This is a genomic window from Bacteroidota bacterium, assembly GCA_036522515.1.
Lineage (GTDB): Bacteria > Bacteroidota > Ignavibacteria > UBA10030 > SZUA-254 > VBOC01.
On record DATDFQ010000043.1, the window covers coordinates 26,674 to 39,811 of the forward strand.

Annotated in this window: 14 protein-coding genes and 1 tRNA gene; 14 read left to right on the forward strand and 1 reads right to left on the reverse strand. The window is 57.9% G+C overall.

Annotated features, from left to right (window positions below; translation table 11 throughout):
• The first annotated feature begins 73 nt into the window (after window positions 1-73).
• The 8 genes from VI215_06430 to nadA all read left to right on the forward strand — a co-directional run bounded on the left by VI215_06430 (window position 74) and on the right by nadA (window position 6,457).
• A tRNA-Ser gene (locus VI215_06430) sits at window positions 74-163 on the forward strand.
• A gap of 96 nt (window positions 164-259) precedes the next feature.
• Complete coding sequence (gene gltX / locus VI215_06435; protein HEY6191949.1) at window positions 260-1,735, forward strand: glutamate--tRNA ligase; 1,476 nt, start codon at window positions 260-262, stop codon at window positions 1,733-1,735.
• A complete protein-coding gene (locus tag VI215_06440) occupies window positions 1,732-3,423 on the forward strand; it encodes a glutamine--tRNA ligase/YqeY domain fusion protein (GenBank protein ID HEY6191950.1) in 1,692 nt (563 codons plus the stop codon). Before gltX ends, VI215_06440 begins: the two co-directional genes overlap by 4 nt.
• Window positions 3,424-3,504: 81 nt before the next feature.
• Window positions 3,505-3,876 (forward strand): dihydroneopterin aldolase, encoded by a 372-nt coding sequence (folB, locus tag VI215_06445; protein HEY6191951.1) that lies wholly within the window; start codon window positions 3,505-3,507, stop codon window positions 3,874-3,876.
• 3 nt (window positions 3,877-3,879) lie between these two features.
• Window positions 3,880-4,389 carry a 2-amino-4-hydroxy-6-hydroxymethyldihydropteridine diphosphokinase gene (gene folK / locus VI215_06450; protein HEY6191952.1) on the forward strand — a complete coding sequence of 170 codons (510 nt, stop codon included), beginning with the start codon at window positions 3,880-3,882 and terminating at the stop codon, window positions 4,387-4,389.
• An 8-nt stretch (window positions 4,390-4,397) separates the two neighbouring features.
• On the forward strand, window positions 4,398-5,075 hold the full coding sequence (locus tag VI215_06455) for a deoxynucleoside kinase (GenBank protein ID HEY6191953.1): 678 nt from the start codon (window positions 4,398-4,400) through the stop codon (window positions 5,073-5,075).
• Between the two features lie 13 nt (window positions 5,076-5,088).
• The gene (locus tag VI215_06460; protein HEY6191954.1) at window positions 5,089-5,301 is read left to right on the forward strand and encodes a hypothetical protein; all 213 of its coding nucleotides are present in this window, start codon (window positions 5,089-5,091) and stop codon (window positions 5,299-5,301) included.
• A gap of 166 nt (window positions 5,302-5,467) precedes the next feature.
• Entirely contained in the window at window positions 5,468-6,457 is a 990-nt protein-coding gene (gene nadA / locus VI215_06465; protein ID HEY6191955.1) for a quinolinate synthase NadA, read from the forward strand.
• A 25-nt stretch (window positions 6,458-6,482) separates the two neighbouring features.
• Here nadA and VI215_06470 read toward each other — a convergent pair whose 3' ends face one another.
• On the reverse strand, window positions 6,483-7,697 hold the full coding sequence (locus tag VI215_06470) for a hypothetical protein (protein ID HEY6191956.1): 1,215 nt from the start codon (window positions 7,695-7,697) through the stop codon (window positions 6,483-6,485).
• 67 nt (window positions 7,698-7,764) lie between these two features.
• Here VI215_06470 and VI215_06475 point away from each other — a divergent pair, with 67 nt between their 5' ends.
• The 6 genes from VI215_06475 to ispF are packed head-to-tail and all read left to right on the forward strand — an operon-like array spanning window position 7,765 to window position 13,135.
• Window positions 7,765-9,372 carry a methylmalonyl-CoA mutase family protein gene (locus VI215_06475; GenBank protein HEY6191957.1) on the forward strand — a complete coding sequence of 536 codons (1,608 nt, stop codon included), beginning with the start codon at window positions 7,765-7,767 and terminating at the stop codon, window positions 9,370-9,372.
• A 24-nt stretch (window positions 9,373-9,396) separates the two neighbouring features.
• A complete protein-coding gene (locus VI215_06480) occupies window positions 9,397-10,257 on the forward strand; it encodes a decaprenyl-phosphate phosphoribosyltransferase (protein ID HEY6191958.1) in 861 nt (286 codons plus the stop codon).
• Window positions 10,258-10,261: 4 nt separating this feature from the next.
• Window positions 10,262-11,398 carry a DUF362 domain-containing protein gene (locus VI215_06485; GenBank protein HEY6191959.1) on the forward strand — a complete coding sequence of 379 codons (1,137 nt, stop codon included), beginning with the start codon at window positions 10,262-10,264 and terminating at the stop codon, window positions 11,396-11,398.
• A complete protein-coding gene (locus VI215_06490; GenBank protein HEY6191960.1) occupies window positions 11,376-12,290 on the forward strand; it encodes a DMT family transporter in 915 nt (304 codons plus the stop codon). Before VI215_06485 ends, VI215_06490 begins: the two co-directional genes overlap by 23 nt.
• Before the next feature lie 46 nt (window positions 12,291-12,336).
• Complete coding sequence (locus tag VI215_06495; GenBank protein HEY6191961.1) at window positions 12,337-12,609, forward strand: acylphosphatase; 273 nt, start codon at window positions 12,337-12,339, stop codon at window positions 12,607-12,609.
• A 34-nt stretch (window positions 12,610-12,643) separates the two neighbouring features.
• Window positions 12,644-13,135: a 2-C-methyl-D-erythritol 2,4-cyclodiphosphate synthase gene (gene ispF, locus VI215_06500; protein ID HEY6191962.1), complete on the forward strand. Its 492-nt coding sequence runs from the start codon at window positions 12,644-12,646 to the stop codon at window positions 13,133-13,135.
• Window positions 13,136-13,138 lie beyond the last annotated feature (3 nt).

Sequence of the window (13,138 nt, forward strand, 5' to 3'; positions counted from 1 at the left end):
TCCGTCTTGCGGCTCTGTTGAAAATCACTTATATTGAGTCCGGAAAGTTCAGTTTTTCCGCCGGAATCTACCTGGAGAGGTGGGTGAGTGGCTGAAACCAACGGTTTGCTAAACCGTCGTATGGGGTAAACCTGTACCGAGAGTTCAAATCTCTCCCTCTCCGCTCGAAGTTCATCAGCGCGCACTACTCCTTCCCACGAAAGGTATAGCATCCCCGATACCGGGGATTTTTTATTGCCCTGAATGATTGAATGCATGAATGAATAGCGCCAGGCCCGTCCGTGTTCGGTTTGCGCCGAGCCCCACCGGGTTCCTCCACGTCGGCGGCCTCCGGACGGCGCTCTATAATTTCCTCTTCGCGCGAAGGCAGGGGGGAGTCTTCGTTCTCCGGATCGAGGACACCGACCGGGCGCGCTACGTGGAGGGGGCGGTCGAAAGTCTCATCCGAACGCTCGCATGGACAGGTCTCGCCTACGACGAAGGCCCGGAGAAGGGGGGTCCGTTCGGACCATATATTCAATCTGAACGGCTTGACCTGTACCGGGATCATGTCAACCGCCTGCTCAACAAAGGCGACGCCTACCGGTGTTTCTGCACCCATGACCGTCTGGAGGAAATGCGCAAGGAACAGGATCGGTTGAAGTTGCCTCCAAAGTATGACCGGCGCTGCCTTTCTCTGGACAAATCCGTTATTCAATCGAACATCGCTCAGGGCCTTCCCTTCGTGATCCGGATGCGGGTCCCGGATGGTGTGACGATCAGTTTTCATGACATGATCCGGGGGGAAGTGGAGTTCGCCGGCGAGAAAGTTGACGACCAGGTTTTGCTGAAATCGGACGGATACCCGACCTATCACCTTGCCAACGTGGTGGACGATCATCTCATGCAGATCACGCATGTGATCAGGGGAGAGGAGTGGCTCTCCAGCACTCCGAAACATGTGCTCCTCTATCAGTTTTTCGGATGGGAGAAACCGGAATTTGCGCACCTCCCGCTCCTTCTGAATGCGGACAGATCCAAATTGAGCAAGCGGCAAGGTGACGTTGCCGTCGAGGATTACCGCGAGAAGGGGTACCTGCCCGCGGCCCTCGTGAACTTTGTCGCCCTCCTGGGGTGGAATCCGGGTGACGAACGGGAGTTGTTTTCTCTCGATGACCTCGTCAGGGAATTCTCCATCGACCGGGTCGGGAAATCGGGGGCCATCTTTAACGTCGAGAAGCTTGACTGGCTCAACGCCCAGCATTTGCGCCGGATGAGCGATCAGGATATTCTTGCGTTGCTGAAGGATCTCCTCGCCCGGTCGGGGCCGTGGGAGAAGGAATTCGGAGACGGATATCTTCTGAACGTCATCCGGGCGATGCGCGAGAGGATCATCTTTGTCCGGGATTTCATCGACAAGAGCCCCTATTTCTTCCGTGCTCCGCAATCATACGATGAGACCGCCATGAAGAAACGATGGACGGGAGAAACTCCGGCCGCCCTGGAAGCGCTTGCCGGTGAGTTTTCGCACCTCGACAATCCGGGTGCCGCGGAATTTGAATCGGCGCTCCGCAAGGTCGCGGCCTCTCGTCACGTGCCCGATGGAGATCTCATCCATGCTCTCCGGTTGGCCGTCTCCGGGGTGGGAGGGGGCCCGGGTGTGTTTGAAATTGTGGACATCCTTGGAAAGGATGAGAGCATCGGCAGAATCAAGAGAGCGGTAGAACGGATCACGAACGGGACAATCGCACCATGAATGGAGAACAAGTTTCCGGCGCCGCTGAAACCCAGAAATCGAACAACTTTATCCAGGAAATCATCGAGGATGACCTCCGCACGAGTAAGTTCGCCGGCAGGATCCAGATGCGCTTTCCTCCCGAGCCGAACGGGTACCTTCATATCGGGCACGCGAAGTCGATTTGCATCAACTTCGGGCTGGCGCGGCAGTTCGGGGGGCTCTGCAACCTCCGCTTCGACGATACCAATCCCGCGAAGGAAGACGTGGAGTATGTCGATTCAATCAAAGAAAACGTCCGCTGGCTCGGGTTCGACTGGGGTGAACGGGAGTACTATGCTTCGGATTACTTTGAACAGATTTATGAGTTTGCTCTCCGCCTGATCTCGAAAGGAAAGGCGTTCGTCTGCGACCTGAATGCGGACGAGCTGCGGCGTTACCGCGGCACGCTGACGGAAGCCGGCACGGAGAGCCCGTACCGGAACCGGAGTGTCGAGGAGAACCTGGACCTCTTTCAGCGCATGCGAAAGGGCGAGTTCCCGGACGGAGCGCGCACCCTCCGCGCAAGGATCGACATGGCGCATCCAAACCTCAACATGCGCGACCCCGTGATGTACCGGATCCTGCGTTCGAGGCATCACCGGACGGGAGATGCCTGGTGCATCTATCCGACCTACGACTGGGCGCACGGGCAGTCCGATTCGATCGAACAAATTACCCACTCCATCTGCACGCTCGAGTTCGAGGACCACCGCCCGCTCTACGATTGGTTCCTGAACGAGCTGGGAATCTTCCACTCGCGTCAGATCGAGTTCGCCCGGCTCAACCTGACATACACCGTCATGAGCAAGCGCAGGCTGCTGGAGCTTGTCGAGAAGGGGCATGTGACCGGTTGGGACGACCCTCGCATGCCGACGATCGCCGGGCTTCGGAGGCGGGGGTTCACACCGGAATCGATCCGCGAGTTTGCCGACCGGATCGGCGTCTCCAAACGGGAAACGATGATCGACGTCTCGACGCTCGAAGATTGCCTGCGCGAAGATTTGAACAGAAGGGCCCGGCGGGTCCTGGGAGTCCTCCGCCCGCTCAAGGTCGTGATCGATAATTATCCGGAAGAGCAGGTCGAGGAGCTCGAGGCGGTGAACAACCCCGAGGATCCGGGCATGGGAGTCAGGAAGGTCCCGTTCTCCAGGGTTCTCTACATCGAACGGGACGATTTCCGGGAAACGCCGCCCCCGAAATACTTTCGTCTTGCGCCCGGGACCGAGGTCCGGCTGCGGTATGCCTACATCATCCGGTGCGTCGGGGTCGTGAAGGACGATGCGACGGGGGAGGTGACCGAGCTCCACTGCACGTACGATCCGGATACGAAAAGCGGCTCTCCCAGCAGCCAGCGGAAGGTGAAAGGGACGATACACTGGGTCTCCGCCCGGCACGCGATCGATGCCACGGTGAGGCTCTACGATCGCCTCCTGAAGGTCGAGCAAGCCGGCGGCGACGATTGGGAGGCTTGTCTCAACCCCCGGTCGCTTGATGAGCTTGCGGGTTGCAAGCTGGAGGGAGCCCTGGCGGCTGCGGCGGCCGGTGAACGGTTTCAATTCGAACGGCTTGGATATTTTTGCGTCGATGATGATTCCACCAAGGACCGCCCGGTGTTTAACCGCACGGTCACGCTCCGCGACACCTGGGCGAAGATTGAAAAAACGTGACACACACTGCTCAAGACTCGTTTCGCGTCTTGACTCTCAGGCCGGAAACCCATATATTTGCACAGTTTTTCCGGCGCCGGTATGCATCCCAACTACTTCATCCGAATCCATAACGCTTCGTTCTACGCCTACCACGGCGTTGCGAGCGACGAACAGAATCTCGGAGGGAAGTTCGAGGTCGACGTTGAACTGAGGAGCGACCTCTCCTCGGCGGCGGAGCAGGACAACCTGAAGCGCACGGTCGATTACGAAGCCGTGTACACCTTCATACAGGAAACGGTGACCCGCAAAAAATATTATCTCCTTGAATCGCTCGCGAAGAGCATCACGGGGGGCATCCTGCGCGAGTTTCAATCCGTCGATTCCGTGCAGGTAAGAGTCCGCAAACCCCATCCGCCGGTCAAAGGCGTCGTCGACTATGTCGAGGTGGAAGTTTCAGAAACCCGGTCATAAAAGATGTATCGAGTATTTCTTGGTTTAGGGTCGAATCTCGGAAACAGGATCGGGTTTTTAAACCGGGCGATCCGGGAGATTAACGACCTGGCGCCCGTCAAGGCGTCCTCCTCCATCTACGAAACCGAGCCCCTCGGGATGGTTTCGGAGCATCAGTTCCTGAACATGGTGATCGAGGTGGAGACGGCCCTTCGGCCCCCGGAGCTGTTCCCCCCGCTGAAGGCGATCGAGCGGAAGTTGGGGCGAAGGCCCGGGTCACACATGATGGACCGGGAGATCGACATCGATATTCTCCTCTACGACGGGATCTCGTATTCGGACGAAAAGCTCTCCGTACCGCATCCCCAGCTTGAACACCGGCGTTTTGTCCTGGAACCCTTCAAGGAGCTTGCACCGTTCGTCGTGCACCCCACCCGCAATCAAACAATCGCAGCGCTGCTCCGGACGTGCCGCGATCGCAGCCGGGTGGTGCGGACCGAATTCGCCGTCGATTCGATCCACGTCGGCTCCTGAACTCCCCCGTGAAACCCTCCCTTGAAGAATTGATCGCGCAGACGGAGATCCGTCATATCGCCATAGAGGGCGTGATCGGCGCGGGGAAGACCAGCCTTGCAAACCTTCTTTCGGAACGCCTGTCCGCCAGGCTTGTCCTGGAGCAGTTCGAAGAGAATCCGTTCCTCCCGAAGTTTTACCAGGCCCAGGAGCGCTACGCGTTTCAGACCCAGCTCTTCTTCCTCCTCAGCCGGTACAAACAGCAGCAGCAACTGGCACAGGCCGACCTGTTCCACCGGTTTCTCATCACCGATTATATCTTCGAGAAAGACAAGATTTTTGCATACCTGAACCTGGAGGACGACGAACTCAAGCTCTATGAGACCGTCATGGGAACCATCGAACACACGGTCCCCGTTCCGAACCTGGTGGTCTATATCCAGTGCAACGTGGAGCGGTTGATGGCAAACATCCGTTTGAGGGGGAGGGCCTACGAGAAAAATATGTCGGAGGACTATATCCGCGAGCTGAACGAGGCGTATAACTACTTTTTCTTCCGGTACAAAGCCGCGCCGCTTTTGATCATCAACGCATCCCAGATCGACTTCGTCCGGAACGACCACGAGCTGGAGGACCTCATGCGCGAGATCTTCCGGCCCGATAAGGCGCCTGTGGAATATTACAATCCGGCCATCTTGAAACGGTAGGGGGGCCCTGAAAGTGCTTCGAATTGCAGTCTGGCTGATTCTGCTCTTCATGGTCGTGAAGATCGCGAGGCTCTTCTTGAACTGGAAACAGAATGCCGGCTCCGGCGAAGAAGCCACCGGCCGGGACAACATCGTTATCCCGCCCTTCGACAACGTCCAGGATGCCGATTTTGAGGACATCACACCCAAGCCCCCCTCCGAAGAGTCCGGCAAACCCCCGGCCTGAATCTCCCTTCCGAATCCAGCCGATCTCCCCTACGTTGTCATCCTGAGGGAGCGGAGCGACCGAAGGATCTCGCAGTTCGGGTTGCGATTGTACGGAGATCCTTCGCTACGCTCAGGATGACAACAAGACTTTGATTCTCTCTCCGATCTTCAGTATGTTAGAATGAATGGAGAATCAAACGATCGATACGGCCCCTGCGAATTTGCTTCAAAATGCCGAACTTCCTGCAGGATTCCCTGTAAATCTGGAGGAGGAGATCCTCCGGCTCAAGCAGGACCTGCATGCAGTGATCCTCGCGCACTATTACCAGGATTCCGAGATCCAGGACCTGGCCGATTTTGTAGGGGACAGCCTTGACCTCTCCCGCCGGGCGGCATCGACGGATGCGGAGACCATCGTTTTTGCCGGGGTTCATTTCATGGCTGAGACGGCGAAAATCCTGAGCCCCTCCAAACAGGTGCTCCTGCCCGATCTGAAAGCGGGGTGCTCTCTCGCAGAAGGGTGCCCGGCCCCCTTGTTCAAGGAATTCCGGGAGCGGCACCCGGGCCATGTTGCAATCAGCTATATCAATTGCAGCGCGGAGGTCAAGGCCCTCAGCGACATCATTTGCACCTCGAGCAATGCGGAGAAGATCATCCGGCAGATTCCGGAGAACCGGCCGATTCTCTTCGCGCCCGACCGGAATCTGGGGAGGTACCTCGTCAAGAAAACAGGAAGACAGATGGTGATCTGGCAGGGGACGTGCATTGTCCATGAAACCTTCAGCGAGCGGAAACTCCTGCAACTCGACAGGCAATATCCGAACGCCACGCTCATTGCGCACCCCGAATGCGATGAGGCGATACTCAACCGTGCGGAATTCGTGGGCTCAACAAGCGCATTGCTCCGGTATGTCCAGCAGAGCTCTGACCGCGAGTTCATCATCGCGACCGAGGCAGGAATCATTCACCAGATGGAAAAATCGTGCCCCGATAAGATCTTCATCCCTGCTCCCCCCGAAGAGAGTTGCGCCTGCAACCTCTGCCCCTACATGAAACTCAACACGATGGAGAAGCTCTACCTTTGTATGAGGGACCGCTCGCCGGAAATCGTTCTCAGTGACGACCTCATCAGGCGCGCCTACGCGCCGATCCGCCGCATGCTTGAAATGAGCTGAACCGGCAGCGCCGGGGCAACGGCTCTCAATGTTTCTGGTTCACGTAATACGCGAAGATTCCGAACGCACGCGCCGCTTCGCCCTGCGCATGGACTGTTCCCACCTCGTCCACCCCGTATCCGTCTTCGCCTCCGTAGGGATTCCAGCCGTTCCGAATGCCGTCGTCCGGAGTCCGGTGTAGCACCACCTGTGCCGCACCATTGTGGTTCGTCCAGACATGCTCGAGCATCAATCCCACCTTGTGCAGGATGTCCTGTAGTTTAACGGTGTCGAGGGCGTACGCGTCAAGCAAATAATTCACGAACGCTCCGTTCCCGTCCATCCGGATCTGAAAGAAATTCTCCGGATCGACCCAGCCGTTCGCCGGATTGGTGATCCACTCCGCCGTCGCGATCGCGATGTTCTTGTACCTGGGATCCTTGGTTTCCCTGTAAAGGCACGACCCGATCGAGCAATATTCCGCCCCTTCCCAGGGGAGCTGCTTGCCGAAAGCCGCCAGGCCCGGCTTGCCTTCCCATCTCCCGTCCCCCTTATACAGGGCCTTCTCAATCCCCGGAAGATTCCCGTCTCCGTTCCAGACGAGCAGGGCGTCTTCGAGGAAGGTCCTTTCCCCGCTCGCCTCGTACAACCAGCACGCGACGGAGACCATCTGATTCATGTTGCTGTTGGTGAAGATCTGCCCCCGGTCGCGAGCCTCCGGCGGCCAATTATACCAGCTCCAGAAGCCCTCATGGTTCGACATCCGCCCCTCACGGCGCGCCTCCGTGTAGCGCTTCCTCGCATCTTCGACAAGGGCCCGGTTTGTACGGCCGGTGAAGTTCCACCAGATGAGCTCTGCGAGACACACCCATGCCCGGTCGTCCACCCAGGTCCCTTCACACATCTTTCTCAGGTCGTGATCCGCGACGTGAAACTTCAGGAGGGTGGAGTCTTTGGTTGCTGCGAAGAGGTAGGCGTCGCCGATCGCCCCGTAGGCGCCTTCCCAGCACGGGGTATAGACGGCATGAAAGAGGGCGTCGACCTTGTAAGCGCGCTGGATCCAGAGAGGCTCCGCCTTGACCACCCCCGGTTCGTGGGCAGTGACCGGTGCGTCCCCGGTTACAGCGGAGGGACCCTTGCGGAGGAAAAAGTAATAGGCGGAGGCGGCAAGGAGAATCACCGCCGAGATCAAAGCGAAGTTTCGGCTTCGTCCGGTTGGAGGCGGTTGCTCCTTCTTCCTGCCATGGTACGCTCTTTTCATAGCCGGAGCCAATATACAGAATATTGTAAAGGTTTTGAAAAGTAGAGGGGAATTGCTATCTTCCGGCATGAAAACCGATAAATCCCAGCCGACGAAGTTCACTACCGTCTCGGGAGAGCCGATCGAGCTTCTTTATACGCCCGACGATATCGCGCACATCAACTACCTTTCAGACATCGGATTTCCCGGCGAATTCCCGTATACCCGTGGCATTCACCGCGACATGTACCGTGGAAAACTCTGGACGATGCGCCAGTTCGCGGGGTTCGGGACGCCGGAGGACACGAACGAACGCTATCACTACCTCCTCGCACATGGCCAGACCGGCCTCTCCGTCGCCTTCGATCTGCCGACGCTGATGGGACGCGACGCTGATGACCCCCTCTCGGAAGGAGAGGTGGGAATATGCGGGGTTTCGATCAGTTCTCTGGCTGATATGGAGGCGCTGTTCAAGGGAATACGGCTGTCGGACGTCTCCACCTCCATGACGATCAATGCCCCGGCCGCAATGCTGCTCGCGTTTTACGTCGCGGTCGCGGAGAACCAGGGAGCCTCGCCGTCTCTTCTGCGCGGGACGATTCAGGCCGATATTTTGAAGGAATACATCGCCCAAAAGGAGTGGATTTATCCTCCGAGTCCTTCGATGCGCATCATCACGGACATGATCGAATACTGTACTCGGGAGATGCGGCAGTGGAACCCCATCTCGGTCAGCGGGTACCACATCCGTGAAGCAGGGTCGACCGCGATCCAGGAACTTGCGTTTACGCTCGCGGACGGGTTTGCCTACGTCGAAGCCTGCATCGCGAAGGGGCTCGACGTCGATGATTTCGCGCCGAGACTCTCGTTCTTTTTCAACTCTCACCTCGATTTCTTCGAGGAGATAGCAAAATACAGGGCGGCGCGCAGAATTTACGCCCGCCACATGCGCCATAAATACGGGGCGAAAAACCCACGATCCTGGATGCTCCGGTTCCACACGCAGACCGCGGGATGTACTCTCACTGCCCAACAGCCGGAAAACAATATTGTCCGCACTGCCTTCCAGGCGCTCGCCGGTGTGCTTGGCGGTACCCAGTCTCTCCACACCAACTCGATGGATGAAACGCTCGCGCTTCCCTCCGAAAAGGCCGTGACGATCGCCCTCCGCACCCAGCAGATCATCGCATACGAAACCGGCGTCGCAAACACGGCGGATCCGCTCGCAGGGAGCTACTTCGTGGAGGCGCTCACCGACAAAATGGAGAAAGGGGCGGAGGCCTACTTCGAACGAATCGACTCGCTGGGCGGCGTGATCGCGGGCATCGAAGAGGGGTTTTTCCAGCGCGAGATCGCCGGGGCTGCCTACCGGTATCAGCAGGAGCTGGACCGCAAGGAGAAGATCATCGTGGGCGTGAACGAATACGTCCAGGAAAACGAACAGGTCCAGATACCGCTCCTCCTGATTTCTCCCGAAGTGGAGGTGAAGCAACGCAAGCGGATTGCGGAGGTGCGCGCCGGACGCAGCGACCAGAGCGTGCTCGAGACCCTCGACGCGCTTCGCCGCGCGGCCGAGGACGGATCGAACCTGATCCCGCCCCTGATCGCCTGCACGAGGGCGTATGTGACGCTGGGCGAAATGTGCAACGCGCTTGCGGAAGTGTTCGGAGTTTACGAAGAACCGGCGGTATTTTAGCGATTGCAGAAGCAAATCCGCTACATGATCGCCTCGATGAGGCCGCAGCAGTGGATCAAGAATCTTTTTCTCTTTGCGGCTCTCATTTTTTCAGGCAACCTGTTTGTCCTGCGTGACTTCCTTCCGACCGTCGCCGGGTTCTTTCTCTTCTGTCTCTCCAGCAGCGGGGTCTACCTCTTCAACGATGTCTGCGATCTCGAAAACGACAAGCTCCATCCGGTAAAATCCCAGCGGCCTCTCCCGTCGGGCAGGCTTGGGGTGGGACCGGCGCTCGGGGCGTCCTTCTTCCTGGGGGTCGCGGGGGTCGCCGGAGCGTACCTCCTCCGACCTCAGTTCGCCCTTATTCTCCTGCTCTACCTGCTCATCAATGCCGCATACTCGGTCAAGCTCAAGAACATCGTCATTCTTGATGTGATGACCATCTCGGCCGGGTTTGTCCTTCGGGTGATCGCGGGGGCCGTCCTGATCGGAGTGCCTACATCCGAGTGGCTGATCATCTGCACGATGCTCCTCTCTCTCTTCCTGGGCTTCAGCAAGAGAAGGCACGAGTTGACGATTCTGGAGTCGCAAGCGGAGACACACCGTTCCGTGCTCGCCCATTACAGCCCCTATTTCCTCGACCAGATGATCGGGATCGTGACGGCGTCGACCGTCATGTCGTACGCGCTCTATACGATTTCCGACGAAACCGTGCGAAAATTCGGGACCAACCATATTTTCTATACAGTTCCTTTTGTACTTTACGGAATTTTTCGCTATTTATACCTTGTTCATAAGAAAGAAGCGGGTGGGAACCCGACCAAGCTCGCCTTGACGGATTTGCCGCTTCTGATCAATATCACGTTGTGGATTATCACCGCTACGATCATCATTTACGGGAGATAACCCCTTGCCGAAATCGAAAGTCGCAGTCCTTAAGACGCGCCCGGAGACCGTTCTGGAGGACATCCAGCGCCTGATGGACCTCGCCGGCGTCGGGAAGGCGCTGGCGCACGGGGTGCCGACGATCCTCAAAGACAATATTTCCTGGCATTTTCCCTTTCCCGCGGCCAATACCACGCCCTGGCAGATGGAGGGGACCATCCTTTCCCTGAGAAACTCGGGCTTCAGCGACCTCGTCTGCGTGCAGAATAAGACGGTCGTGACCAATGCGTTCAAGGGGGAGGATCTGAATAATTATGTCCCCATCTTCCGCCGGTACGACATCCCGGTCCTCTATAATTTCAGGGAGAGCGACATCCGGTGGGTCGAATACACTCCGAAAGCCAGGATGCATGTCCTCGACAAGATTTATCCCGACGGGATCACCATCCCCGAGTATTTCCAGGGAAAGAACATCGTTCACCTCCCCACGGTCAAGTGCCACATTTACACGACCACGACCGGCGCGATGAAGAACGCCTTCGGCGGGCTTCTGAACACGAAACGGCATTACACGCACAGCTGGATCCACAAGACGCTCGTCGACCTGCTCGCGATCCAGAAGGAACTCCACACCGGAATCTTTGCGATGATGGACGGCACAACGGCCGGGAACGGCCCGGGGCCCCGGACGATGTATCCGGTCGTGAAGGATTACATCCTGGCAAGCTCCGACCAGGTGGCGATCGACGCCGTCTCCGCGAAAATGATGGGCTTCGACCCTCTGAGCATCGAGTACATCAATCTCGCCCACCAGGACGGCCTCGGGGTGGGGGATGTGAGGGACATCGAGATCGCCGGCTCCGATATCTCAAACGAATCGTGGGGATTCTCGGTGGGCGATAATGGAGCGAGCCGCATCGGCGATCTGATGTGGTTCGGCCCGCTCGCGAAATTTCAGAAGCTCTTTTTTCACACTCCGCTGGTGAATGTCTTCATCCTCGGATCGGAAGCCTACCACGATTACTACCGCTGGCCCCTCAAAGACCGGAAAACGTTCGAGCAATGGAAGAAGAACACTCACTGGGGCAGGCTTTTTCACGACTACGAGACAGGCGATGTATGGGAAGGCGTGACGGCGCTTGGGGCCCCAACGCCGCGCTGAGCTACTGCTCCTCTCGGTCACGCTCATCTGGGGGAGCACGTTTGTCGTCACCAAGTCGATCGTCGGACCCAACTCACCGCTTTTCTACACCGCGCTCAGGTTCCTCCTCGCCTCGGTCACCCTCTTTCTTATTTTTCCCCGGCGGCTCCTGAAGATTCCCGCCCGTGCGCTCAGGCGGGGGAGCATTCTTGGTTTCTTCCTCTTTGCCGGGTTTGCGACGCAGACGGTGGGAATACAATACACGACCGCTTCCAAATCCGCATTCTTCACCGGGATGCTCACCGTCCTGACCCCCCTCGTCCATTTCATCGTGCAACGCTTCACCAGGGCGGGAAGGAAGGCCCTGAAGCTCGGGAATATCTTCGGGGTCATCTTCGCCGGCCTCGGACTCTATCTGCTGACGTCGCCTTCGGGGTCGGCATTTACCGCCGGCGACGCCCTGACCCTTGCCTGCGCGTTCTTTTTCGCATGCTATATCGTCTACCTCGACGTGGCCTCCGATGAACCCGACAAGGTGCAGTTGACCTTCGTCCAGTTCCTCTTCTGCGGGCTGGCCGGGCTGGCGTTCGCATTCCCGTTCGAAGAGATCCGGGTCGTGTTTACAGGCGCCTACGTGCTTTCGCTTCTCTATCTCACGCTCTTCGCAACGGTATTGGCGATGTGGGTGCAGACCCGCTACCAGGGGGACACAACACCCACGCGCGCTGCGGTCATTTTCGCCATGGAACCGGTGATCGCGGCGTTCTTCGCCTACCTGGTCAGGGGGGAACTCATCGGCCTCGCGGGCCTGTTCGGGGGCGGGATGATCATCGCGGGCCTCCTTCTCTCGGAATTCTCCGACGAGATTCCCCTGTTGAACAAAACGGTTGCGGGTGCGCGCCAGGTTGTTTGACTTTCACCCGATTTCCTCGTATGTTCACAATGCTGTTCGGGAAAGCATGATCGTCGGGGCCCATATCATCGTCCAGGGAATGGTGCAGGGCGTGGGGTTTCGATTTTTTGTTCATCGCAGCGCCCTCCGCTCGGGCCTCGAGGGGTATGTCCGGAATCTCTTCAACGGCGAAGTGGAAATTGAGGTGGAGGGCGACCGGTCGCTCATCGAGGAACTCATCAAGGAGGTGACCGTCGGACCTCGCGCAGCTGACGTCACACATGTGAAGGTGGACTGGAAAAAACCAGAACATCAATTCCGGAGATTTGAGATCCGATAACAGGCTCAATCAGGCCATTTCTTAGTCAGACTTGATGCGTTTTGGTTTTGGGTATGATATCCACCGCATGGTGGTCAACCGCAAGCTGGTGCTGGGAGGCGTCGAGATCCCGTTTATCAAAGGACTCCTCGGCCATTCCGACGCGGACGTCCTCTGCCACGCCTTCGCCGACGCCCTCCTGGGCGCCGCCGCACTGGGGGATATCGGCAAACATTTTCCCGATACAGACCCGCGCTTCAAAGATGTCTCGAGCCTTGTCCTCCTCAAACACGTCGTTGAGTTGATTCGATCGAACAGCTACGAGATCGTCAACATCGACGCAACCGTCATACTCCAGCAACCCAAGATCAGCCCCTATATCAAACGGATGAGGGAAAATGTTTCGCAGGCACTCGGGGTGAAGATCGATCAGGTTTCGGTCAAGGCGACGACAAACGAAGAGCTGGGCTTCATGGGGACCGGCGACGGCGCGGCGGCGTACGCGGTGGCATCGATCCTTGACAAAAAGTCCGCTCCGGGCCCCTGACCC